A 22,691-nucleotide genomic window follows, 5' to 3' on the forward strand; every position below is an offset into this window, starting at 1 on the left:
GGCGCGGGGTGCCCGCATCCGCCGGCGGGCCGGACCACCTCCTCCGGAAGCAGGAGGGCGGGTCCGGTCAGTCCGCGCAGGGCAGCAACGCCCGCAGGATCGCTTCGAACTGCTGCGCGGACGGTGGCCGGTCGGTCAGCAGGGCCTGCATCAGCAGGCCGTCGACGGCGCCGACGACGGCCGCTACGAGCGCGGGGTCGTCGGTGTAGCGCCCGGCGAAGTCGGCCACCGCGGCCAGCCAGCGTTGCGTGGACGGGCGCAGGGCGGTGTCCCGCGCGGCCAGCAGGTACAGCTCGAACTCGGCAAGCAGGTGGGCGGGTTCGCGGACCACCTCGGCCATCAGGCGGGCGAGCGCGCGCAGGCTGTCCGCGCCGCCGTCCGCCTCGGCAGCCAGCACACGCATCCGCTCGGCGTCGGCGTCCATGCAGCTGGTCAGCGCCGCGGTGAGCAGATCGTCGATGCTCTTGAAGTAGTACGCGGCGGCGGTGGCCGGCTGGCCGGCCTCCCTGGCCACCGTCCGGTGGCTGACCCCCGCGACGCCGTCACGCGCGACGACGCGCAGGGTGGCCTCGATCAGTTCCCGCTTGCGGCGTTCGCCCTTGAGGCGGCGCCCGTCAGTCGTCGGCTCGTTCAGCGTGGCACTCCCGGTCCGGTTCGGCGGCCCGAGAATACGCACCGGCGAGCACCCGGTAACCGGCCACCGCGATCAGCAGCGCCGCCGCTCCCGCCGCGATGGCGACGGCGAAGCCGCCCGCCGGGCCGTACCCGTCCACCGCGGCGCCGGACACCGCCGCACCGAGCGCGACGCCGACGTTGAGGCCGGTGATCGCCCAGGTCATGCCCTCGGTCAGCGCGGAAGCCGGCACGATCCGCTCGACCAGGCCCATCACCACGATCATGGTCGGCGCGAAGAACACCCCGGCGAGGAACACCGCGACCGACAGCGTGGCGATGCCGTCCACCGCCAGCAGCGGCAGCGTGGTCAGCGCCGTCCCGGCGACCCCGGCCAGCAGCAGCCGCGGCAGCGGCCACGGCGGCCGGCGTGCCCCGAACACGAGCCCGGACAGTGCCGAGCCCACCGCGTACACCGACAGGACGATGCCGGCTGCCGCACCGTTGCCCTGGTGCTCGGCGAAGGCGACGCTGACGACGTCGACCGTGCCGACGATGGTGCCGCCGCCTGCCAGGATCAGCACCAGGACCACCAGCGGCGCCGAGGTGATCGGCGAGCGGGTGGCGTCGCGGCGGGCCGGAACCACGGCGGGTTCGGTGCCGCGTTGCGCGGCGAACAGCAGCGCCCCCAGCGTCAGCAGGGCGGCGGCCACCAGCGGGCCGGCCTCCGGAAAGACCACGGTGCTGAGCGCGACGGACAGGGCCGGGCCGACCACGTAGGTCAGTTCGTCCACAACGGACTCGAACGCGAAGGCCGTGTGCAGCCGCGGCGAGTCCTGGTACAGCCGCGACCAGCGGGCGCGGACCATCGCCGCCAGATTCGGCATGCAGCCGGCCGCGACGGCGAGGACGAACAGCGTCCAGGCGGGCGCGTCGTAGCGGGCGCACAGCAGCAGGCCGCCGAGCGCGGCCACGCTGATCCCGGTGGCCGGCAACAGGATCCGGGCCTGGCCGCGCCGGTCGACCAGCCGGGAGACCTGCGGCCCGGCGACCGCGAGGGACAGGGTGAAGGCCGCGGCGACGGCTCCGGCCAGGCCGTACTCGCCGCGCAGCTGCGACAGCATCGTGATGATCCCGATGCCGGTCATGGGCATCGCGGTCCGGGCGACGAAGGCCGCCGCCGTGAACGCCAGTGAGCCGCGGGCGGCGAACAGCTCACGGTACGGGTTGCTCCGGATAAAATTGAACACTCGTTAGAGTTTGTCCCGGTGACGGCCGGAGGGCAAACGTGTGACGATGTGGGCTCGGCCACAGGGAGGTGCGGTGACCAGGCTGTCGGTGGCGATCCGGCCGCCGTCGCGGGTGTGTGACGTGCTGCGGCGGCTGCCGCGCGAGCCCGCGTCGCGGGTGAACTGGTCGGCGCCCGGGCAGTGGCTGGTGACGCTACGTCCGCTCGGTCACGTGCCCGAGCACGTGACCGGGCCGCTCGTGGACGTGCTCGCCGCCGAACTGGCCGGTGCCGGGCCCGTCCGGTGTGTGCTGGGACCGGTCACCAGGCGGATCGGCGGCCAGTGGCTGGGCGCGCCGGTGGCCGGGCTGGACGAGCTGGCGGACGTGGTGTTCGCCGCGACCGAGCCGCTGGTCCCGGTGACCCATCCGCAGCCGTTCCAGGCCGACGTCGTGCTGGCCCGCGGGCGTGTCCCGGCCGCGCTGGCCGGTCAGCCGGTCGCCGCCGAGTGGACGGCGGGCACCGTCGAGCTGCTGGCCGACAGGTCGGCGCCGGGGCGGCCCCGGTTCGATCAGCTCGCCGCGTTCCCGCTGGCCTGACGGGGCGTCAGCGCGGCGCCGACGACCCGGTTCAGGGTCTCGAAGGCGCGGTCGAGGTCGACATCGCCGGGGGCCACCCGCCACTGCAGGTGGATCCCGATGGCGGCGCCGAGCAGCAGGGTGCCGATGTCGTCGGGGGTCGTCCCGTCGGGCAGTTCGTGGGTGGCGAGGCTCGTCTCGGCCCAGTCGGCGGCGTGCCGGCGGATGGCCCGGTGCAGGTCGACGTACTGGCCGTGAATCGGCGAGTCCGGGTCCATGGCATCGGCCAGCAGGCTGATCAGCAGTTTGGTGACGGGAAGCCGGACGAAGGCGGAGATCCGGCCGGTGAGGTCGGCCAGCCCGTCCGGGCCGGGGCGCTGTGGCTGGGGGAACGTGTCGATGGTCCGGCCGAAGGTGTGCTCGACCGCGGCCAGCAGCAGGCCTTCCTTGCTGCCGAAGTGCCACGGGATGGAGCCGCGGCTGATGCCGGCCAGGTCGGCGATGTCGGCGACGGTGGTCTGCCGGTAGCCGCGGTCGCCGAACGCCGTGACGGCGGCCTCGATCAGCAGCCTGCGGCTTTCCTGGCTCGTCTCGGCGCGACGGGTCGGCATCGGTCCTCCTGGTGGTCGATCTGTGTCGAAGGCTAGCGGATGTGCTGTCCGTCTGCTTCTATGTCAGTCAACACAGAATATGACTGGGGGTCGAGATGAACGCGTTGCACGAACGGCTGACCGAGGCGGTGGGCTCGGGTGCGTTCCCCGGCGTGGTGGCGCTGGTCGCCGTCAAGGGGGAGCCGCACGTCGAGGTGCTGGGCACGTTGCATGCCGGTGGGGGTGAGCCGATGCGCAGGGACACGATCTTCCGCATGGCCTCGGCGACGAAGCCGGTCACCGCCACCGCGGTGCTGCGGCTGGTGGAGGACGGGCGGCTGCGGCTGGACGATCCGGTGCGGCGCTGGCTGCCCGAGCTGGCCGGCCGGCGGGTCCTGCGCGGCATCGACGCCGAGCTCGACGACACCGTGCCCGCCCGCCGCGAGGTGACCGTGCGCGACCTGCTGACGTTCACCTGGGGGTTCGGCATGGTGATCGCACCGCCGGGCACCTACCCGATCCAGCGGGCCATGGCGGAGCTGGGCATCGGCAGCGACGGCACGTCACCCGCGGCGCTGGATCCCGACGAGTGGCTGCGCAGGCTCGGCAGCCTGCCGCTGATGTGCCAGCCCGGGCAGCGATGGCTGTACAACACCGGGTCCGACGTGCTCGGTGTGCTGGTGGCCAGGGTGACCGGCGGGACGTTCGGAGATTTCCTCGCCGAGCGGGTGTTCGGGCCGCTGGGCATGGTCGACACCGGTTTCCACGTACCCGCCGGCAAGATCGGCAGGTTGCCGACCAGCTACGCGCACGACCCGGACACCGGCGAGCTGGTGGTGTGGGACCCGGCCGCCGGCGGCAAGTACAGCAGCCCGCCACCGTTCCAGGTCGGCGGCGACGGTCTGGTGTCCACAGTGGACGACTACCACGTCTTCACGCAGATGCTGCTGAACGGCGGCAGGCGCGGCGCGGTCCGGATCCTGTCGGAGGAGTCCGTGCGGCAGATGACCACCGATCAGCTGACGCCGGAACAGAAAGAGGAGAAGGACAGATTCCCGGAGTTGTTCGGCGACCACGGTGGTTTCGGGTTCGGGCTGGGGGTCCGGACCATCCGCCGTGGTGCCGCCTCCGTCGGACAGTTCGGGTGGGACGGTGGCCTCGGCACGTCGGTTCAGGTCGATCCCGCGCGGCAGCTCAGCGGTGTGCTGCTGACCCAGGTGGCGCAGGACACGGCGGACACGCCCGGGCTCATCAGGGACTTCTGGGAGCTGGCGTACGCCGCTTTGGACGACTGAGCGCCGTTGCGGTCGCGGTGCCGGTGTTGGTAGCCTCAGCGCGTGCCCCGTATGGGCCTACGCATGGAGGTTACGGCTTTCTGAGCCACCAGTGATCCGGACACGGCAAGGCCGTGTTCCGTATGGCTTCCCTTTCACACCAGTGTTGATCCGGTGTGTCTCCATGTCGTCAGGCAGCCTGCGGGGCTTTGTCGTGCCCGGTCACGTCGACACCGAAAGGATTGATTTGACCGAGGATTTCGACCCGCGGGCGTTCCAGCGCGGGATCATCGCCGAGTTCCGTGCCAACGACGGCAGGGTCGGCGGGATGTTCGAGGGCTACCGGCTGTGTGTGCTGACCACCACCGGAGCCAGGACGGGGCTGCGGCGGGAGAGCGTGCTGGGCTATTTCGAGGTCGGCGGGCAGCCGCTGGTCGTCGCGTCGGCGATGGGGTCGGACGTGAATCCGGCCTGGTACCACAACGTCCGGGCGAATCCGGACGTCGTCGTGGAGACCGGTACCGACACCTACCGGGCGACCGCGGCCGTGACGTCCGGGGCGCGCCGCGAGGCGTTGTTCGCCGACGTGGTCGCGCAGGACGCGAGCATGGGGGAGTACCAGGCGAACACGGCGCGGCCGTTGCCGGTGGTCACGCTGACCCGGGTGCGGGGCCTGGGTGACTTCCTGCGGGAGGCACACGACTGGCTGCGTGCCGAGCTGGCGGAGCTGCGGCGGGAGGCGGACCGGGCCGTCGACGGTGCCGGCCTCCGGCAGCAGCTGCGGCTGCACTGCCGGGAGTTCTGCGGTGCGCTGGAACAGCACCACACCGGGGAGGACAGGGGAGCGTTTCCGATGCTGGCCGCGGCACATCCCGAGCTGGAGCCGGAACTGACCCGGCTCGGTGAGGAGCACAAGGTGGTCGCCGCGTTGCAGGCCGACATCCGGCGGCTCACCGAGGAGTACGTGCCGGGTCAGAGCGATCCGCACCGGTTGCGGGCAGAACTGAACCGGCTGGCCGACGAGCTGGAGGCGCACTTCGACTACGAGGAGCGGACCGTGCTCGGCCGGCTCAACGCGATGGGCCCGGCACCGGACCTGTAGGTGCCGGGCCCGTGTGGCCGGAATCCGGTTGCGCCCGTCGCTAGCCTTGCGGGCATGAACTTCTTCTTCCGAGTCTGACGCGACCGCCGGCGGGTTGCGGAAACCCCTCGCCGGCGATGCGGAGCGGCGACATTCCGCTCCGAGTCGCGACGAGGAGAAGATCAACGTGATCTCGTTCGTACCGGCGTGCCCGCACGCCGGGGACACTCCACGTCCTGGCACCGTCGTCGCCTGGTGACGGCCACGCGCCTGGTGGCGCGGACGGTGCGGGGAATCGAGCGGGTACTGGCCGGGGAGGTCCGGGATCGGGGACTGGGCACGGTAGAACAGCTGGACCACCGTGAGGTGTGGTTCCGCTGCCCCGATCCCGGACCGGGGGTGCTGGACCTGCGTTGTGCCGACGACGTGTTCCTGGTCGGCACCGTGGTGCACGGCGTGGGCCGGGCCCGGTCCGGCCTGCGGCTGCTGGCCGACGCCGTGAAGTCCGTGCCGGTGCCCGAGTTGCTGGCGACCCGGGCCCGGTGCGCCGGGCGGCCCGCCGGTGCGGTGGCGGTCGACGTGTCGGCGTCGTTTCTGGGCAGGCGCAACTTCACCCGGTACGACGTGGAGGACGCGGTCGGCGAACCGCTGGCCACCGCGCTCGGCCTGCCGTACCACAGCAGGCGGGCCGGCGTCGCGCCCCCGGCGGACACTCTGGCCTGGCGGGTCACCCTCACCGGCGACCGCGCGCTGCTGGCACTGCGGATCGGCCGGCGGCCGTTGCACCGCAGGCGGTACCGCCGGGTGTCGCTGCCCGGCGCGTTGCATCCGCCGCTGGCGGCCGCGATGGTGCGGCTGGCCGGCCCGTTCGACGGGGCCCGCCTGCTGGATCCCTGCTGCGGGGTGGGAACCGTCGCCGTCGAAGCCGCGCGGTCGGGGACGGCTTTGTCCATTGTGGCCGGTGATGTGAACCCGGCGGCCGTGGCGGCCGCGGCGGCGAACGGTGTGGGCACGGCCGTCGCGTGGACGCTGGCCGACGCGGGCAGGCTGCCCGTGGCGTCCGGCTCGGTCGACCTGGTGGTGACCAATCCGCCGTGGGGACGGCAGGTGTCACCGGCGGGCACACTGGCCCGGCGGCCGCCGAGGTTCTGGACCGAGCTGCGCCGGGTGCTGCGCCCGGACGGCCGGGCCGTGCTGCTCGTCCCGGACGCGGCGGCGCTGCTGGCCGGCGCGGCCACGCACGGGCTGACGCCCGTGGCGCGCCGGGCCGTCAGCCTGTCCGGGGCGCACCCGGAGGTTGTCACACTGGAGCCGGTGCCGTGAACGACCCGAGGAGGCCGGTGTGCGCGAGGTGGCGAAGGACGTCTTCTGCGTGGGCGGAACCGACGTCAATTGGGTGCTGGTCCGCGAAGGCAGTGACCTGACCCTGATCGACGGCGGCTGGCGGGGCGACCTGCCCGCCGTCGAACGGTCCATCCGCGCCCTCGGCCGCCGCCCCGAGGACATCCGGGCGATCCTGCTGACCCACGCCCACCTGGATCACCTGGGCGCGCTGAACCACTTCCACGACCGCTACGGGACACCGGTGTACATGGACCCCGCCGAGGTGCCGCACGCCCGCGACGGCCGCCTGGAGCAGGCGACGCCACTGGACGTCGCCAGACGGGCCTGGCGCCCTGCCGTGCTCGCCTGGAGCGCGCGGATCATCCGGGCCGGCGCGCTCCGGCACACGTCGGTCCCGCACGCGCGGCCGTTTCCCGCCGACGGCCCGCTGGACCTGCCCGGCCGGCCGGTCCCGGTCACCTGCCACGGCCACACCTCCGGCCACAGCGCGTACCACCTGCCCGCCGCCGGTGCGGTCGCCACCGGCGACGCGCTGGTCACCGGCCACCCGCTCACCCGCCGGCACGGCCCGCAACTGCTGCCCGGGTTCTTCGCCCACTCACCGGACGAAGCGCTCGCGGCCCTGGACGTCCTCGACGGCCTCGACGCCGACCTGGTGCTGCCCGGTCACGGCCTGCCGTGGCGGGGATCGCTCGCCGAAGCCGTCGCCACCGCACGGGAGCGCGCCGCGGGCACCTGAACGGGCCCGCGGCGTCCCCGGCGCCGGGCCGGCCGCGTGGTCAGAAGTCCACGCGGGCTTCCTCGGCGCCGGTTCCCACGTTGGGTCCGCGAGGCGGGATCCGGTCGTAGTCGGCGGGGTTCAGCTTGCGCACCTGGCCGCTGGCGACCGCGGACAGCATGCCGTCCAGTCCGATGTAGACCGACCTCGTCAGCACCGCACGGTGTTTCTGCCCCAGGGTCTGCGTCTGCCCGCGTACCTCGAACAACACCGTTCCGCTGCCGTTGAGGGCGAACGAGCCCAGCCCGGTACCGGGCAGGTTGGTGTCCTGCGGGTACAGCGTCACGTTGCCGAACACCGGCCGGTTGTTGGCCGCGCCCTGCAGTGCGTTGTTCACGGCGACGTTGAGCTGCTTGGAGTAGGTCAGGTCGTAGTTCCTCGCATACTTCTCCAATCCTGGTGTGGTCGCCGGGTCGTCGACGAACTTGCCCGAGATCGACAACGTGACGAACTCGTCGGGGTCGTCCGGCATCACGAAGCAGGCACCCTGGTGGTGCAGGTCGACGTAGGTGTCCACCTTGCCGAACTCGGCGGTCAGGCCCCGGTAGACGTCACGCACGAGGGACGTCTCCGGCGACAGGTACCAGCCGGTCTGCGCGGAGTGACCCGGCAGGTCCTCCTTGCGTGGCACGTAGTTCAGGTCCGGGTTGTAGTCGCGGTTGATGTCGAACCCGGGCCGGACGGCGTAGTCGTCACCTTGCCGTGGGGTGGTGTAGTAGTTCCAGGCCGGCTGCGCACCGCGCAGCTGCGGGTGCCGGGCGGTCACCTCCTGCCAGGTCATGTCGTTGCCGCGCCGGTCGAGTTCGGCGCCGTCCGGGTTCATCTTCGGAATGGCGACGATGGTCAGCTCGCTGCGCCACTTCCTCGCCTTGGCCGAGTCGCTCGTGCCGACCCAGTCCAGCAGGTCCAGGATCGCGTCGGTGCCGGTCTTCTCGTTGCCGTGGATCTCACTGGTCAGCAGGACGGCCTTGCGGCCGGTCCCGACGCGAGCGGTGTAGATCTCCCGGCCGCGGTTGCTGCGGCCGGCCTGCTCGACCTGGACCTTGCCGCCGCTGACCCGTTCGATCCGGTCCAGCTCGATTCCCAGCTCACGGTGGTCGGTGAACTCGTTGATCGGCAGTTCGCGGGGTGCTTCGCTGCACGCCACCGAGGTGACATTCAGGCCGTCGTCGGGTACGGCGACAGCGGGCGTGGTGCCTCCGGCCAGAGCCATGCCGGACAGGACGAGGACGGCGAGGGTGGGGAGTCTGCGTGGGCGCATACCCCATGATGTTAGTTAGCTTAAGCAAGAAAAGGAACATTTCGTCCTGCCCTGCCCGGTTCTCACGGAAGTGGTTCATCGCGGGCCGCCACCCAGAGGTCGTACCACTCCTCGTGGGAGAGGATCGGCTTACGCCGGACCGCGTCGCCGCAGGCGACGATCCGGCTCGGGTTCGTGCTCCCGATGACCGGGGCGATCGCGGCTGGGTGCCGCTGCAGCCACCACAGGACGATCGTCTCGGGTGTGGTGTCCTTCTCCCGGGCCAGCCGGCGGACCAGTTCCGCCGTGGCCCGCTCGGCCGGTGTCTGCTCGTTGCCCGTGTAGCGGCCCTGCGCGAGCGCTCCCCACGCCTGCAACTGGACACCGGTGTCGATGCAGTGCTCGACCGTCCCGTGCGGGAAGCCGTTCGCCGTCGCCTGCGTGGTGTTGACCAGCACACCCGACTCCACCCAGTCCCGCCTGGACAGGCTCATCTCCAGCTGGTTGGCGACGATCGGCAGGTCGAGCCGCGCCTGCAGGGCGGCGATCTGCGCGCCGCTCATGTTGGAGACGCCGATGTGCCGGATCAGGCCCTGCTCGTGCAACCTGCGCACCGCCGCGGCGACCGCGTCCGGATGTGTCAGCGGATCGGGCCTGTGCAGCAGCAGTACGTCGAGGTGGTCGGTACGGAGACGGTCGAGGCTTTCCTCGACACGGTCCTCCAGACCGCCGCCACGCAGGTCGTAGAAGCCGGCCCGGCCACCGGCCGGCAGCTGAATTCCGCACTTGCTCTGCAACAGGATCCGCCCGCGCAGGTCCGGCGCGCGGGCCAGCACCTCGCCGAACACCGATTCGGCTTTGCCGTGCCGGTAGATGTCGGCATGGTCGAACGCGGTGATACCCGCGTCGAGTGCGGCACCGATGGCCTTCTCGGCGACGTCGATGTCGGCGGGTCCGTACGGTTCCGTGTTCCAGGCACCGCCGAGACCCATGCAGCCGTACAGCGCACGGGGCGCGGGTATGTCCATTGTGGTCACCATCGTTCGTCTCCTCGTCGTTCGGTCGCGCCGCCGGTGTGGACGCGGTTGCTCAAAGTACAGCCCTTGGCACGGCCGGGTGGCATCCGACTTTCGGATATCGGTGATGTCGCGAAAGAGACGGACGGTCTGAGACCAAAGTCGAATACCGATGTCGACGAAATGCGGATGGCGCGCCCCGGCCACGACCGTAACGTCAGTTGTGTTCGCCGCGGACAACCGTGCTGATTGACAACTCCATAGCTGGCAAATCGATGGCAGAGCGGTCGTCGTGATCCCGCGGGCTCCGTATCGTGGTCCGACCCGAGTGGATCAAGGGAGGCGGCCGTGGACCGGACGGGTGTGACCGTGGGGGTCGCGGTGGCGGAGCTGGCCGCCGCGCGGAAATGGTACGAGCGGGTCTTCGAGCTGGGCCCGCCGGAGTACGAGCCGGTGCCCGGCGTCGCCGAGTACGACCTCGGCGGGTGCTGGCTCCAGCTGATGCGGGTACCGGCGCCTGCGCCGGGGGAGTGGGTGCTCAGGCTCGGGGTGGCCGATGCCGCGGCCGAGCGGGACAGGATCGCCTCCCTCGGTGTGGCGGTGGGCGAGTTGATCCGGGTCGAGGGCGCCGTGGCGTACTTCGAGTTCACCGACCCGGACGGCAACCAGCTCAGCTGCTACACGGAGCTGTGAGCCCGGTCTTGCCCGTGCGGCCCCGCGCGTGATCTTCTGCCGCCATGGGTGATCCTCGCGATGACGCGGACCTGGCCGCCGAAGCGCTGAAGGTGGTGGCCGACGCGGCGGGCCCCTACCTCGCGTCGCTGGGCGATCGGCTGGTCCAGGACCCAGCCACCGGCACGCTGCCGGACGAACTGGACGGCCCGCTGCCGGAGCGGGGCGACGGGACCCTGGCCGCCGTCGGTGAGTTGCTGCGGGTGGCGACCGACGCGGCCACCCACTCGTCCGGGCCGCGGTTCTTCCACTTCGTGGTCGGCGGGTCGACGCCTGCGGCACAGGCGGCGGACTGGCTGACCTCGTTGCTGGACCAGGTGTCCGGGCTGTGGCCTGCCTCGCCACTCGCGACCAGGGTGGAGGACATCGCGCTGGCCTGGCTCAAGGAGCTGTTCGGGCTGCCCGCCTCCCACGGTGGGGTGCTCACACCCAGCGCCACGCTGGCCAACGTGACCGGGCTGGCCGCCGCCCGGCACTGGTGGGCCGGCCGGCACGGCGTGGACGTGAGTGCGGACGGCCTGGCCGGCCTGCCCCGGATGCCGGTGCTGTCCAGCGGCTACGTACATCCTAGTAGCCGCAAGGCGTTGCAGATCCTCGGATGCGGGCGCGACAGCGTGCGGGTCTTCGCCCGCGACGACGCCGGACGGGCCGACCTGGCGGCCCTGGAGGCCGGACTGGCTGCCGTGGGCGGGCCCGCGGTCCTGATCGCCAACGCGGGAGAGGTGAACACCGGCGATTTCGACCCCATCGCCGAGTTCGCCGATCTCGCCGAGAGTTACGGCGCCTGGTTGCATGTGGACGGCGCGTTCGGCCTGTTCGCCGCCGTCTCACCGCGGACCGCGCACCTGGTCCGCGGGGTGGAACGGGCCGACTCGGTCGCCGCCGACGCGCACAAGTGGCTCAACGTTCCCTACGAGAGCGGCTTCGCCTTCGTCCGGGAGGCCAGGCGGCTGGCCGAGGCGTTCGGCACCCTGGAGGCGGCCTACCTTCCGGTCGGCGACGAGGTCAGGGTCAACTTCAACGCGCTGGGGCCCGAGTCGTCCCGCCGGGCGCGCGCCCTGCCCATCTGGGCGACCCTGCGGGCGTACGGCAGGGACGGGTACCGGGCGATGGTGGAGCGGCACCACGACCTGGCGCTGCTGCTGGCACGGCTGGTCGACCAGGCGCCGGACCTGGAGGCGCTCGCGCCACCCGGTCTCAACGTGGTGTGTTTCCGGTATCGCCCGGACGGTCTCGGGGAGGACCGGCTGAACCGGCTCAACGCCGAGCTGGGCGAGCGGCTGCTGGCCGACGGCCGGGTGTACGCCGGGACCACCACCTACCGCGGCCGGACCGGGCTGCGCCCGGCCATCGTGAACTGGCGTACCGGCGAGGCCGACATCGAGCTGCTGGTGTCTGTGGTCCGCGAGATCGGTTCCGGGCTGGTCTAGGCGGGAGGCCGGACCCGGCGGTGCCGGACGGTGTCGTCGGCGTCGAACCGGGTGAGGATCTCCCGCAGCAGGCTCCGGGTCCCCGCGACCCGCTCGGCGCCCCACCGTGCCGTCACCTCGGCGTCGAGTGCGGCGCGATGGGCCCGTGCTGCCTCGACGGCCGCGGTGCCGTGCTTGGTGAGGTGGAGAAGCCGGGCCCGGCCGTCGTCCGGCGCGGGACGCCGGGTAAGCACACCGCGGCGTTCCAGGTCGGCCACGGCCTTGGACGCCGCCTGCTGGGTGACGCCCATTCGGTCGGCCAGGGCGGTGATCGTCAGCGGGCCGGCCAGTACGTGCTGGATCACCACGCCGTCGTTGAACCGCAGGTCGCCGAATCCGTCGGCGACGAGCCGCCGCTGCACCTCGTCCTGCATCGCCCAGCCCGCGAAGAGCGCGAGCAGTGACAGATCGAGCTCGTCCGAGGTAGGGTTCACAACCATGGTTGTGGAATCTACCGTACCGCCGCCGGAGCTGACCGGGGAGTTCGTGCGGGTCGCCCACCGGATCGTCTGGTGCACGCTGGCGACGGTCGACCGGCGGGGACGGCCGCGCTCGCGGGTCGTGCACCCGTACTGGGAGGTCTCCGGTGACGAGGTCGTCGGCTGGGTGTTCACGCGGCCCACCCCGCTGAAGGTCGCGCACCTGGACCACAGCCCGTTCGCGTCCTGCTCCTACTGGGACCCGGGACACGAGACGGCCGTCGCCGAGTGCGCTGCCACCTTCGCGGGCGACGAGGGCAGCCGTCGCCGGGTATGGGACCTGTTCGAGACGGCGGCCCCGCCGCTCGGCTTCGACCCGCGCATGCTCGGCAGCGCCGACCACCGGGACGAGCGGATCACCGTGCTCGCCCTGCGGCCGTGGCGCCTGAAAGTGGGCGAGCGGGCGTGGCGGCGCTCAGCCGGAACGTGACCTGCCGGCCCACGGGACGAACCGGCCCGTTCGTGCGGCGTACCGGGCGTACTCGGGCCCGTGCACCCGTCGCAGATGGGGCTCCTCGACGCGGCGGACGAGGAGCTGGTGGCTGGCCAGGACGAGCACCAGCGCCACCGCCATGATCGGGTTCGGCACGGTCAGCGCCAGACCGGCGGCGGTGAACCCGGTCGCGGTCAGGACCGGGTTGCGGACCAGCCGGAACGGACCGCCGGTCACCAGCGGGGTGCGCTGGTCCGGATCGACGTCGCCGCGCCAGGAGTCCTTCATGGCCAGTTGCGAGGTCAGGGTGGCCGCGATTCCGAGCAGCGCCACGGCGATACCGGCGGCCCGGACGCCCGGGTGATCGAGCGGCCGCCACGGCGGCAGGCCGGCGAGTTCGGCGATGGGGCCGGCGAGCATGCCGGCGAAGGCGACCGCCGACAACAGCCGTGCCCACCACTGCGCGCTTCCCGGCCGGTCGGTGGTTCGCAACGGCGGCACCCGGTTGCCCCGGCGGGCTTGCACGAGAGTGGGCACCACCGCCACGACGGTGACCCAGGCGACGACCAGCACCAGGGTGACGACGGCCATCGCGCCTCCTAGCGGGTCCGGTTCTCCAGGCAGCAGGCGACGAAGTCCCGCACGACGGGATCGTCGTCGGCCGATGGCGGCCAGGCGACCCCCACCCGGGTCGGGCTGACGCCGCTCACCCGCCGGTACACGACCCCGGGCCGGGCGTAGAACCGCGCTGCCGACTCCGGTGCCAGTGCCACACCGTAGCCGTTGGCGATGGCGCTGAGCCACGCGTCGGGTTGATCGGTGACCGCGCCGATACGAACCGGCCGCCCGTCGCGGTCCCCAGTGGCCAGCCAGAAATCCCGCCATACCCCGGTCGCGCCCGGAGCGCTCACGAAAGGTTCGTCCCACAGCTCGTGGAACGCGATCTCCTCCCGGTCCGCCAGGGGATGCGTTGCCGCGAGCGCCACCAGCCGCGGCTCGCTGAGCAGTTCGGCGACGCGCAGGTCCTCTTGGCCGGGGAACGGCAGCCGGAGCAGTGCGACGTCGACCTCGCCGTCGGCGAGCCCGGCCGTCGGGTTCGACCACGACGCCTGCCGCATGTCGACCCGCCAGTCCGGTCGCAGGCGGGTGAACGCGGCGACGATCTCCGGCGTCGCCTCGTTGGCGGCGCTCGCGATGAAGCCCACCCGCAGGACGTGGGCTTCCCGGCTGGCCGTGGCGTTGACCTCCCGCACGGCCTGCTCCCAGCCGGACAGCAACGCCGGCGCCCGCTGGGCCAGTGTCCTGCCGGGCTCGGTCAGCTCCATACCGGCCCGCGACCGGGTGAACAGGCGGGTCCCCAGCTGGGACTCCAACTGTTTGATCTGCTTGGTCAGCGCTGGCTGGGACACGAACAACCGCTCGGCGGCGCGGGTCAGGTTGCCTTCCTCGGCCACCGCGACGAAGTAGCGCAGCAACCGGGTGTCCACATCCATGCCGCCAGGTTATAGAAGCAGGTATTGGACGTCGTCGTCGTCGCGGCGTGAAGGTGGCGGCATGGAGATCGTCACCACCGTCGTCATCGTGGTCACCGCCGTGGCCTGCGTGTTCTCGGCCGTCGTCGACTGGACGTTACCGGAGCGGGTGTTCGCCAACGCGGGACAGGTGCGGGTCCCGCGGTCGTGGTTACCCGCGCTGGGGGCGCTCAAGGCGGCCGGTGCCGCTGGCTTGGTGGCGGGCCTGGCCGGTGTTCCGTTCATCGGCGTCGCGGCGGCCGCCGGGCTGGTCCTGTTCTTCGTCGGGGCCGTCGGCGCGCACGTGCGGGCGAGGGTGTTCCACAACATCGGCTACGCCGTGTCCTACCTCGTCCTGTCGATCGCGTCGTTCGTCCTGATCGTGCTGGGCTGAGGCCGCCACCGCCGCCGCAGCCACCGGGCGAACTCGGCCAGACCGGCCTCGGGGTCCCGGCGGCCGACGCCGATCCGGAAGCGGTCGGTGGGCGTCGGCGTGAGCTCGGACCGGTAGATGCTGGCCGGCAGCAGCAGGACACCCGCCTCCTCGACGAGCCGGGTGCACAGCCGCTCGACGTCGCCGGGGCCGCGGTAGCGGGGGAATGCGACGCAGCCGCCGTCGGGATGGCGCCATTCGAAGAGGTCGCCGAACTCGGCGAAGAACTCGTCGAACACCGGCAGGTTGCGGTCGATGAGGCGGCGGTTGCGGTCGAGGATCGCCGCGCGGGCACCCAGCGCGATCCGGGCCAGCACCTCGCTGGGGGCGGAGTTGCAGATGCTGGTGTAGTGCTTGGCCCGTTCCAGCCTGCTCAGCAGTTCCCGGTCCCGGCAGGTGATCCAGCCGATCCGCAGCCCGGGCAGGCCGAGAGCCTTGGACATCACGTTGAGCGAGAGCGCCCGCGGCGACAGGTCGGCGGCCTGCGGCAGCGTGCGTGCGGGATCGCGCTCCAGCCCGCGGTACACCTCGTCGCTGAACAGGTGGATGCCGCGCTCGTCGCACAGCCGGGCCAGTTCGGTGAACTCGGCACGGCCGGTCACCGCGCCGGTGGGGTTGTTGGGGAAGTTCACCGACACCACGCGGGTGTTCGGCCGCAGCGCGGCACGCACCCGGTCCAGGTCGAGTGCCCAGTCGCGGTCCGGGTCGAGTGCGACCCCGGTGACCTCGCACAGTGCGAGCGGTACCGTTTCCGCCGCCTGGTAGTTCGGGGTGACCACCACGGCGTGGTCGTCGCGGTCGAGCAGGACGTTCATCGCCAGGTAGAGGGCTTCCTCGGCGCCCGCGAAGCACAGCACGTCGGCGGGCGCGGCGTGGTCGTAGGTCGCGGCGATGGCCTCACGCAGCGCGGGATCGCCGAACGTCTCGGTGTAGCCGAGCGGCAGGTTGTCCAGGACGCCGCGGTCCTCGCCGGCCAGTGATAGCAGTTCGGCCACGGTCATGGTCTGCGCGTCGGAGGCCGTCAGGTGGTGCCGGGCGGTGAACTCCCAGCGGGAGAAGTAGGTCTCCAGGCGGAAGTCGGGCAGCCGGGTCATGGCTCCTCCCTCAGTTCGGCGAGCAGGCTGTACAGCGTCGACCGCGACACCCGCAGCGCTCCCGCGACCAGCGGCGCCGCCCGGCGCACGGTGAACACCCCGGCCTCGTCGAGCCGCCGCAGCACGGCCAGCCGGTCCGCCCGGGTCAGTCGCTCCACCGGCCGGCCGCGTTCGCGCAGGAACTCGCCGATCAGCTGCTGGATCCGCTCCGGCCAGTCCTGCTCGAACAACGGCTCTGGGCGAGGGGAAACCGGGGCACCGAACGCCGACAGCATGGCCGCCGCCTGCTCCAGCGGAGTGCGGTCGAGGTTGACGCACAGCACGGCGGCCGGTTCGCCACGCTCGTCACGCAGCACCGCGCTAACCGACGACAGCCGCCTGCCGTCGGCGAGCAGCTTCTCGTACGGGCCGAAGACGTCGCGTGCCGACTCGTCCAGCGCGTCCAGCTCACCCAGCAGCGACGGGTCGCCGGGGCCGCGCCCGCTCGCCGGGTTCCAGACGGCGAGGATCCGGTCGGTGACCGGGTCGTGCAGCACGACCTCGGCGTAGGGGCCGAGCAGCCGGGCCACGGCTTCGCATGCCGGTGCCCACGCCCGGACTCTGGGGTCGTCCACGAGTTTGGACTATATGTCCAGTGCAGACAAACTGTCCAGATGGGCTACTGGGCTGTCCAGCCACCGTCGACGGCGACGAGTGCGCCGGTGATGAACGCGGCGGCGTCGGAGACGAGGAACGCCACGGCCTCGGCCACCTCCTCGGGCCGGCCGATCCGGCCGATCGGATGCGCGTCGCCGAACGAGGCGAGCATCGCGCGCCCGTCCTCCACGACGCCCTCCATGATGTCGGTGTCGACGACCCCGGGGAGCACGGCGTTGGACCGGATGCGCTTCGGCCCGCCTTCGATGGCGAGCACGCGGGTGATCTGTGCCAGCGCGCCCTTCGAGGCCGCGTAGGCGGTCTGGGTGGCGAAGGCGACTACGGACGAGACCGACGCGATCGAGACGATCGCTCCGCCGTCACCGGCCTCCATCACGCGGAACGCCTCGCGCGCCTGCAGGAAGTTGCCGCGGGCGTTGACCCGCAGGATCGAGTCGAAGTCCTCGGCCGTGGTGTCGGTGATCGGCTTGTTCAGCGTGCGGCCCGCGTTGTTGACCAGGATGTCGAGCCTGCCGAACCGCTCGGCGGCCAGCCGCATGGTCATCCTGGCGTGGTCCTCGTCCGCGACGTCGCCGACCAGTGCGGCCACGTTGTCCGGGTCGTCTGTGGCGAGTTGCTCGACGGCGTCGGACCGGTCGGTGACCAGCACCCGCGCGCCGCGTTCCCGCAGCAGGGTGGCGGTGGCCAGGCCGATGCCGCGGGCCGCGCCGGTGACGACGGCGACCCGGCCGGTGAGGTCCCAGGTGGAAGGAGGAGTGGTCATGAGTCAGCGCTGCCGGGCCGGGCGCACGACGATCTCGTTCACGTCGACGTCGGCCGGTTGCTCCAGGGCGTAGGCCACGGCCCTGGCGATGGCGTCGGGCTCGATGGCGTGTGCCCGGTAGGTGCGCATGGCCTCGGCCGCGCCGGACTCGGTGATGGAGTCGGCGAGTTCGGAGGTGACCACGCCGGGGGAGATGGTCGTGACGCGGATCGACGGGTCGGACTCCTGGCGCAGCCCCTCGGTGATGGCCCAGGCCGCGTACTTCGTGCCGGAGTACACGGCGCTGGTCGGCACGACCTGGTGAGCGCCGATGCTCGCGATCGTCACGAAGTGGCCCGCGCCCTGGTCGGCGAAGCACGGCAGGGTGGCGGCGATCCCGTGCAGCAGGCCCCGGACGTTCACGTCGATCATCCGGTTCCACTCGCCGACCAGCAGGCTGTCCAAACGCGACAGTGGCATGACACCGGCGTTGGCGACGAACGCGTCGACCCGCCCGAAACGATCACGGGCGAGCCGGACGAAGGCCTCGACGTCGTCCTGGTCGGTGACGTCGAGGCGGACCGGGTGGACACCGCCGCCGGCACGCTCGGCCAGCGCGTGCAGCCGATCGGTCCGGCGCGCACCGGCGACCACCCGGTGGCCTTCGGCCGCCAGCCGGGTGGCGACGGCCTCGCCGATCCCGCTGCTGGCGCCGGTGACGAGCACGACCTTGCTGCCGGTCTGCTCACGTAGTTCTGGGTTGACGGACATGTCCACAACGGTGACCGGCCGTGCCGGGCCGCGGCAGGGCACGTTCTTCCTGGGAGTGCCGCACCCAGGAAGCCGTCCGCCGCGCGGCCTACCATCCCCGGTGTGACACGGTCCGAGCTCGGCGCGTACCTGAAGGCCCGGCGGGCGCAGGTCAGCCCCGAACAGCTGCGGCTGCCCAGCACCGGCCACCGGCGGGTGCCGGGGCTGCGGCGCGAGGAGGTCGCCGCGCTGACCGGCGTCAGCGTCGACTACTACGTCCGGCTCGAGCAGGGCCGGGAACGAACGCCGTCGGCGCAGGTGGTGGAGGCCCTGGCCAGCGCGCTTCTGCTGGACGACGACGGCCGCCTGCACCTGTTCCGCCTGGCCGGGCTCAGCCCGCGCGCCCGGCAGTCCGCCGTGAGCGATCGTGTCGATCCCGCCCTGCTGACGCTCATGGCGGCCTGGCCGGACAACCCGGCCGTCGTCTACAACCGCGCCTACGACGTGCTGGCGTCCAATCCCATCGCGGACGCGCTGTTCCACGACTGGGCACACTCGCGCAACTTCATGCACGTCGTGTTCACCGACCCGGCCGCCCGCACGTTCTACCGGGACTGGCCCGAAGTGGCCCGCAACTCGGTCGCGGGCTTCCGCCTCGGTCACGGCACGGCCCCCGACGATCCCCGGATCCAGCAGGTGCTCAGGGAACTGCTCGACGAGAGCCCGGAGTTCGCCCGCCTGTGGGCCGGCCACGACGCCAGGGGCAAGGCGCTGGCGCACAAACGGTTCGACCACCGCGACGTCGGGCCGCTGACGCTGACCATGCAGACGTTCGACGTCCGGTCCAGCCCGGGGCAGGAACTCGTCGTGTACCACGCCGAGCCCGCCTCGGCGAGCAGCGAGGCCCTGACCCTTCTCGGCACGCTCGCCGCCACCGCACGCCAACGCGGCGGCCGGTGACCGGACGGCCGCGGTTACCATCGTGACCTGATGAGGCACGACGCGGCAGACCGGCGCACGTTGCGCTACCTGCTGCTGCTCTGCGCCCTGGTGCTGGGTGTCATCGGCATGCACCACGTCGCCGGAACCGGCGGGGAGCACGGCGCCTCCGCCGGGCACGCCGTCGTGACGGACCTGCCGATGCCCGGCCACGACCCGGGTCAGAACGATCCCGGGGCGCCGGCCGGCTCGGAGCACGACGCGCTGCACCTGTGCCTGGCCGTGCTGGGTCTGCTCGGCACCGCGCTGCTCGTCCTGGCGTTGCTGCGTGGCGAGCGTGCTCCGGTGGTCACGCTGCCTCGCCCGCCCGGCCGGTTCCGCGGCCCTCCCGGTGGCCGGCCGCCGGACAGACGCGGCCGGATCGTACTCACCTCGCTGTGCGTGTCGCGGACGTGACAGACCTCGCTGTCACCGTCCAATCCCGACACGACCAGTGAGGTTTGCCAATGCGAAACATTCGACCGAGGTTCGTCGCGACCGTGCTCGCCGTTCTGGCGCTCGTGGCCGCCTGCTCCGGTGCGCCGGAACAGCAGGCGGCCGGCCACAACGAGCAGGACGTCCGGTTCGCGCAGGAAATGATCCCGCACCACAGCCAGGCCGTCGACATGGCGAAGCTGGTGCCCACCCGTGCCGCCGACCCGGCGGTGAAGGCGCTCGCGACCCGTATCGAGCAGGCGCAGGCGCCGGAGATCGAGCAGCTGCGCGGCTGGCTGTCCCGGTGGGGCGCGCCGGCCGAGGCGCCCGGCCACGGCGGGCACCACGCCATGGCCGGGATGATGACCGGCGAGGACATGCGTGCGCTGGAGCAGGCACGCGGCACCGAGTTCGACCGCCTCTGGCTGACGATGATGATCAAGCACCACGAGGGTGCGGTCGAGATGGCAAGGGCCGAGGTCGCCGGCGGAAGTGATCCCGAGGCCAAGGCCCTCGCGCAGCGCATCATCGAGACCCAGCAGGCAGAGATCGACGAGATGCGGGCGAAGCTCCCGCAGGGCTGAGCCGTTCCCGGTGTCCGGGAACACAGCGTTCCCGGACACCGGGTCCGTATACCCCCCTGGCGTATCCACCGGTTCGGTGCTACATTCGCCGGGCAATACCCCCCACCCGTATTTGACCGGGAAGGATGAAGGTCGTGTCCGAACACGAACACCACCACGAACACCACGGCCACGCCGCGGGCGGCGCGAGCTGGCGGACCGCCGCGTCGGCCACGCTGCACTGCCTCACCGGCTGCGCCATCGGCGAGGTGCTCGGCATGGTCATCGGAACGGCGCTGGGCTGGGGCACCGTGCCCACCATCGTGCTCGCCGTGGCGCTGGCCTTCGTCTTCGGCTACGCCCTGACCATGCGCGGCGTGCTGCGGGCCGGTGTGGGCTTCCGTCAGGCACTGAAGATCGCGCTGGCCGCCGACACGGTGTCGATCGCCGTCATGGAGATCGTCGACAACGGAGTCATGGTCGTCGTGCCGGGCGCCATGGACGCCGGCCTGGCGAGCTGGCTGTTCTGGGCCGCGCTGGCGTTCGCTCTCGCCGTAGCCTTCGTGCTCACCGTGCCGGTGAACAAGTGGCTGATCGGGCGCGGCGCCGGACATGCCGTGGTGCACGCCTACCACCGGTGAGGTGACAGGGTGGGGCCATGGAGCTGATGATCGGCATCGACGTCGGGACCACCGCGGTCAAAGTGGTCGTGTTCACCACCGGCGGCGAACCGGTCGCGGCCCACACCGTGCCCTACCCGATCCACCGGCCCCGTCCCGGCTGGGCCGAGCAGGACCCACTGGACTGGTGGCGTGGCTGCACCGAGGGGCTGCGGGCGGTGTCCGCGGCGACGCACGGAGGCACCGTCGTCGCCGCGGGCATCGTCAGCCAGGTCAATACCCACCTGCTGGTCGATGCCGGGCTGCGCCCGCTGACCCCCGCCGTGCTGTGGCAGGACCAGCGCTGCGCCGGTGAGGCGAGCGAACTCGACGCCCGGTTCAGCGACGAGGACAAGACCCGGATCTGGGGCGGACCGGTGGCGCTGGACGCGTCGTTCGTCGGCGCCAGGGCTGCCTGGTTCGCCCGCCACACCCCGCGCGAATGGGCGGCCGCCAGGTGGATCCTCGGTCCGAAGGACTTCATCGGCGCCAAGCTGACCGGGCGGGTGGCCACCGACGCCCTGTCGGGCGTGCGGATCGCCGGTGGCGACGGGTACCTGCCCGAGGCCGTCGCGGTCGTCGACGGGCTGGCGCAGCGGCTGCCCGAGATCCTGCCGCCGGACAGCTCGCTCGGCCTGGCCGCCGAGACCGGGACCGGCCTGGCGGTCGGCACCATGGACGCTTTCGGCGCGGTCTTCGGCACCCGCACCACCGAACCCCGCCGCGGCATGGTGTCCTGCGGGACGTCGCTGGTGGTGGCGGGCGCGTCGGACCGCTCGGTGCCGGTGGCCGGGGTCGTGCGTTTCCCGCCGCGCGGCGACGTGGTGGTGCACGCCGGCCCGACCCAGGCCGCCGGTGACGCCGTGCGCTGGTGGAGCCGGGTCCGCGGCGGGACCGTCGAGGACGTCCTCGCCTCGGCGGCCCGCGGCTCGTCCGGTGTGCTGTTCACGCCGTACCTGATGGGGGAGCGGGCGCCGTTGTGGGACGCCGACCTGCGTGCCGCCTTCCTCGGCCTGGGCTCCGGGCACACCGCCGACGACCTGTCCCGTGCCGTGCTCGACGGTGTGGCGATGTCGGCCCGGCATGTCCTCGAGGTCGTCGAGGCGGCGGGTGGTGGTCCGCTGTCGACCCTGGTGTTCGCGGGCGGCGGTGCCCGCAGCGAACTGTGGGCGCGCATCCACGCCGACGTCCTCGGCCGCCCGATCGAGCGATCTCCGGTACCCGACAGCGGCGCGCTCGGCGCGGCCCTGCTCGGCGCCGTCGCCGCCGGGCTGTTCCCCGACGCCGAGACCGCGGCGGCGGTCGCGGTGCGCCCTGGGCAGCTCGTCGAACCCGCGGCCGGCGCGGTGGAGCGGCTGGAACCGCTCTACCGCGCCTACCGGGGCGTGCACTCGGCACTGCGCGGCGTGCACGGGGAACTGGCCGCGTGGCGGTCGGCTCAGGCGGGGGCGTAGGCCGTGTAGCTGATTCCGCAGCGGAACGACTTCGAGTCGAGCAGCCGCAGCCGGGGCACCGCGTAGCCGTCCGGGAACAGCCGCCGACCGCGGCCCTGCACCACCGGGTAGGCGAACAGCCGGTACTCGTCGACCAGCCCCGCCTCGATCAGGGTGTGGCACAGTGTAATGCTGCCGGTGACCACGATGTCCTTGCCCGGACGGGCTTTCAGCGCCCGGACCTCCTCAACCGGGTCGCCGGTCAGCACCGTCGAGTTCTGCCACTTCGGGTCGGTCATCGTCGAGGAGACGACGTACTTGTCGACCGCGTTGAGGTAGGCGGTGATCCCGGTGGTGTCGCCGGTCTGCTCGGGCCAGTAGCTACGCAGGTCCTCGAACGTCTGCCTGCCCACGAGGAAGCCGTCCGCCTCCCGGTCCTGGCGGTGCAGTTCCTCGAGCAGGTCCGACTGGTCGCCCTGGCCCTGTGGGTCGAACCAGTCGCCGAGCATCTCGATCGCGCCGTCGACGGTGATGTTCTGGGTGATGGCGAGTGTGCGCATGGCGTCCTCCGCGTTGTCCGGT

General features: G+C 72.1%; 27 protein-coding genes. 14 read left to right on the forward strand and 13 right to left on the reverse strand.

All coding sequences use genetic code 11. The features are described 5' to 3' along the window. Positions 1 to 67 precede the first annotated feature (67 nt). On the reverse strand, positions 68 to 676 hold the full coding sequence (locus EWH70_RS19380) for a TetR/AcrR family transcriptional regulator (protein ID WP_240687072.1): 609 nt from the start codon (positions 674 to 676) through the stop codon (positions 68 to 70). Continuing rightward, positions 615 to 1,862 (reverse strand): MFS transporter, encoded by a 1,248-nt coding sequence (locus EWH70_RS19385; RefSeq protein WP_240687073.1) that lies wholly within the window; start codon positions 1,860 to 1,862, stop codon positions 615 to 617. Before EWH70_RS19385 ends, EWH70_RS19380 begins: the two co-directional genes overlap by 62 nt. A gap of 73 nt (positions 1,863 to 1,935) precedes the next feature. Here EWH70_RS19385 and EWH70_RS19390 point away from each other — a divergent pair, with 73 nt between their 5' ends. Further along, positions 1,936 to 2,439, forward strand: a complete 504-nt coding sequence (locus EWH70_RS19390; RefSeq protein WP_240687074.1) for a 2'-5' RNA ligase family protein — start codon at positions 1,936 to 1,938, stop codon at positions 2,437 to 2,439. Here the strand turns inward: EWH70_RS19390 and EWH70_RS19395 are convergent. Next, positions 2,412 to 3,029, reverse strand: a complete 618-nt coding sequence (locus EWH70_RS19395) for a TetR/AcrR family transcriptional regulator (protein ID WP_130476853.1) — start codon at positions 3,027 to 3,029, stop codon at positions 2,412 to 2,414. The two genes, EWH70_RS19390 and EWH70_RS19395, sit on opposite strands and share 28 nt — an antisense overlap. 95 nt (positions 3,030 to 3,124) lie before the next feature. Here EWH70_RS19395 and EWH70_RS19400 point away from each other — a divergent pair, with 95 nt between their 5' ends. The 4 genes from EWH70_RS19400 (at position 3,125) to EWH70_RS19415 (ending at position 7,446) form a co-directional block, all read left to right on the forward strand. After that, entirely contained in the window at positions 3,125 to 4,303 is a 1,179-nt protein-coding gene (locus tag EWH70_RS19400; protein WP_130476854.1) for a serine hydrolase domain-containing protein, read from the forward strand. A 226-nt stretch (positions 4,304 to 4,529) separates the two neighbouring features. Continuing rightward, entirely contained in the window at positions 4,530 to 5,384 is an 855-nt protein-coding gene (locus EWH70_RS19405; RefSeq protein WP_240687075.1) for a nitroreductase/quinone reductase family protein, read from the forward strand. A 234-nt stretch (positions 5,385 to 5,618) separates the two neighbouring features. After that, positions 5,619 to 6,686, forward strand: coding sequence for a methyltransferase domain-containing protein (locus EWH70_RS19410; protein WP_130476856.1), 1,068 nt, complete (start codon positions 5,619 to 5,621; stop codon positions 6,684 to 6,686). Positions 6,687 to 6,705: 19 nt separating this feature from the next. Further along, positions 6,706 to 7,446 (forward strand): MBL fold metallo-hydrolase, encoded by a 741-nt coding sequence (locus tag EWH70_RS19415; RefSeq protein WP_130476857.1) that lies wholly within the window; start codon positions 6,706 to 6,708, stop codon positions 7,444 to 7,446. Between the two features lie 40 nt (positions 7,447 to 7,486). On the opposite strand, the gene EWH70_RS19420 is transcribed toward EWH70_RS19415, so the two are convergent. Both EWH70_RS19420 and EWH70_RS19425 read right to left on the reverse strand, forming a co-directional pair. Further along, entirely contained in the window at positions 7,487 to 8,746 is a 1,260-nt protein-coding gene (locus tag EWH70_RS19420) for a M14 family zinc carboxypeptidase (protein ID WP_130476858.1), read from the reverse strand. Positions 8,747 to 8,808: 62 nt separating this feature from the next. After that, positions 8,809 to 9,765 carry an aldo/keto reductase gene (locus tag EWH70_RS19425; RefSeq protein WP_240687076.1) on the reverse strand — a complete coding sequence of 319 codons (957 nt, stop codon included), beginning with the start codon at positions 9,763 to 9,765 and terminating at the stop codon, positions 8,809 to 8,811. Positions 9,766 to 10,089: 324 nt separating this feature from the next. Between EWH70_RS19425 and EWH70_RS19430 the strand changes: the two genes are divergently transcribed. Then, positions 10,090 to 10,434: a VOC family protein gene (locus EWH70_RS19430; RefSeq protein WP_130476859.1), complete on the forward strand. Its 345-nt coding sequence runs from the start codon at positions 10,090 to 10,092 to the stop codon at positions 10,432 to 10,434. Positions 10,435 to 10,478: 44 nt separating this feature from the next. Continuing rightward, entirely contained in the window at positions 10,479 to 11,903 is a 1,425-nt protein-coding gene (locus tag EWH70_RS19435; RefSeq protein ID WP_130476860.1) for a pyridoxal phosphate-dependent decarboxylase family protein, read from the forward strand. On the opposite strand, the gene EWH70_RS19440 is transcribed toward EWH70_RS19435, so the two are convergent. After that, positions 11,900 to 12,382, reverse strand: a complete 483-nt coding sequence (locus EWH70_RS19440) for a MarR family winged helix-turn-helix transcriptional regulator (protein WP_130476861.1) — start codon at positions 12,380 to 12,382, stop codon at positions 11,900 to 11,902. The two genes, EWH70_RS19435 and EWH70_RS19440, sit on opposite strands and share 4 nt — an antisense overlap. Between EWH70_RS19440 and EWH70_RS19445 the strand changes: the two genes are divergently transcribed. Next, positions 12,381 to 12,851: a pyridoxamine 5'-phosphate oxidase family protein gene (locus EWH70_RS19445; protein WP_130476862.1), complete on the forward strand. Its 471-nt coding sequence runs from the start codon at positions 12,381 to 12,383 to the stop codon at positions 12,849 to 12,851. The two genes, EWH70_RS19440 and EWH70_RS19445, sit on opposite strands and share 2 nt — an antisense overlap. Here the strand turns inward: EWH70_RS19445 and EWH70_RS19450 are convergent. Both EWH70_RS19450 and EWH70_RS19455 read right to left on the reverse strand, forming a co-directional pair. Then, a complete protein-coding gene (locus EWH70_RS19450; protein ID WP_130476863.1) occupies positions 12,837 to 13,445 on the reverse strand; it encodes a methyltransferase family protein in 609 nt (202 codons plus the stop codon). The genes EWH70_RS19445 and EWH70_RS19450 overlap by 15 nt on opposite strands. 8 nt (positions 13,446 to 13,453) lie before the next feature. Continuing rightward, the gene (locus tag EWH70_RS19455; protein ID WP_130476864.1) at positions 13,454 to 14,347 is read right to left on the reverse strand and encodes a LysR family transcriptional regulator; all 894 of its coding nucleotides are present in this window, start codon (positions 14,345 to 14,347) and stop codon (positions 13,454 to 13,456) included. 61 nt (positions 14,348 to 14,408) lie between these two features. On the opposite strand from EWH70_RS19455, the gene EWH70_RS19460 reads away from it, so the two are divergent. Further along, positions 14,409 to 14,759 (forward strand): DoxX family protein, encoded by a 351-nt coding sequence (locus tag EWH70_RS19460; protein ID WP_130476865.1) that lies wholly within the window; start codon positions 14,409 to 14,411, stop codon positions 14,757 to 14,759. Here EWH70_RS19460 and EWH70_RS19465 read toward each other — a convergent pair. From EWH70_RS19465 to EWH70_RS19480, 4 genes are read right to left on the reverse strand one after another with little or no spacing between them, the layout of a single operon-like run. Then, positions 14,711 to 15,892: an aminotransferase class I/II-fold pyridoxal phosphate-dependent enzyme gene (locus EWH70_RS19465; RefSeq protein ID WP_130476866.1), complete on the reverse strand. Its 1,182-nt coding sequence runs from the start codon at positions 15,890 to 15,892 to the stop codon at positions 14,711 to 14,713. The two genes, EWH70_RS19460 and EWH70_RS19465, sit on opposite strands and share 49 nt — an antisense overlap. Then, on the reverse strand, positions 15,889 to 16,506 hold the full coding sequence (locus tag EWH70_RS19470; protein WP_130476867.1) for a helix-turn-helix transcriptional regulator: 618 nt from the start codon (positions 16,504 to 16,506) through the stop codon (positions 15,889 to 15,891). The genes EWH70_RS19465 and EWH70_RS19470 overlap by 4 nt, the downstream gene beginning before the upstream one ends. Positions 16,507 to 16,550: 44 nt before the next feature. Next, positions 16,551 to 17,312 (reverse strand): SDR family NAD(P)-dependent oxidoreductase, encoded by a 762-nt coding sequence (locus tag EWH70_RS19475; RefSeq protein ID WP_130476868.1) that lies wholly within the window; start codon positions 17,310 to 17,312, stop codon positions 16,551 to 16,553. Between the two features lie 3 nt (positions 17,313 to 17,315). Further along, positions 17,316 to 18,062, reverse strand: coding sequence for an SDR family oxidoreductase (locus EWH70_RS19480; protein WP_130476869.1), 747 nt, complete (start codon positions 18,060 to 18,062; stop codon positions 17,316 to 17,318). A gap of 102 nt (positions 18,063 to 18,164) precedes the next feature. Here EWH70_RS19480 and EWH70_RS19485 point away from each other — a divergent pair, with 102 nt between their 5' ends. From EWH70_RS19485 to EWH70_RS19505, 5 genes are all read left to right on the forward strand, one after another. Beyond that, positions 18,165 to 19,001, forward strand: a complete 837-nt coding sequence (locus tag EWH70_RS19485; protein ID WP_205669174.1) for a helix-turn-helix transcriptional regulator — start codon at positions 18,165 to 18,167, stop codon at positions 18,999 to 19,001. A gap of 30 nt (positions 19,002 to 19,031) precedes the next feature. Next, complete coding sequence (locus EWH70_RS19490) at positions 19,032 to 19,436, forward strand: DUF6153 family protein (protein ID WP_240687077.1); 405 nt, start codon at positions 19,032 to 19,034, stop codon at positions 19,434 to 19,436. 50 nt (positions 19,437 to 19,486) lie between these two features. Continuing rightward, positions 19,487 to 20,038, forward strand: a complete 552-nt coding sequence (locus EWH70_RS19495; protein ID WP_130476871.1) for a DUF305 domain-containing protein — start codon at positions 19,487 to 19,489, stop codon at positions 20,036 to 20,038. A 125-nt stretch (positions 20,039 to 20,163) separates the two neighbouring features. After that, positions 20,164 to 20,658, forward strand: coding sequence for a DUF4396 domain-containing protein (locus tag EWH70_RS19500; protein ID WP_130476872.1), 495 nt, complete (start codon positions 20,164 to 20,166; stop codon positions 20,656 to 20,658). 17 nt (positions 20,659 to 20,675) lie between these two features. Beyond that, positions 20,676 to 22,130, forward strand: a complete 1,455-nt coding sequence (locus tag EWH70_RS19505) for a xylulokinase (RefSeq protein ID WP_130476873.1) — start codon at positions 20,676 to 20,678, stop codon at positions 22,128 to 22,130. Here EWH70_RS19505 and EWH70_RS19510 read toward each other — a convergent pair. Further along, a complete protein-coding gene (locus tag EWH70_RS19510; RefSeq protein WP_130476874.1) occupies positions 22,115 to 22,669 on the reverse strand; it encodes a dihydrofolate reductase family protein in 555 nt (184 codons plus the stop codon). The two genes, EWH70_RS19505 and EWH70_RS19510, sit on opposite strands and share 16 nt — an antisense overlap. Between the last annotated feature and the right edge of the window lie 22 nt (positions 22,670 to 22,691).

Source organism: Amycolatopsis suaedae (assembly GCF_004214935.1).
Taxonomy (GTDB): Bacteria; Actinomycetota; Actinomycetes; order Mycobacteriales; family Pseudonocardiaceae; genus Amycolatopsis; species Amycolatopsis suaedae.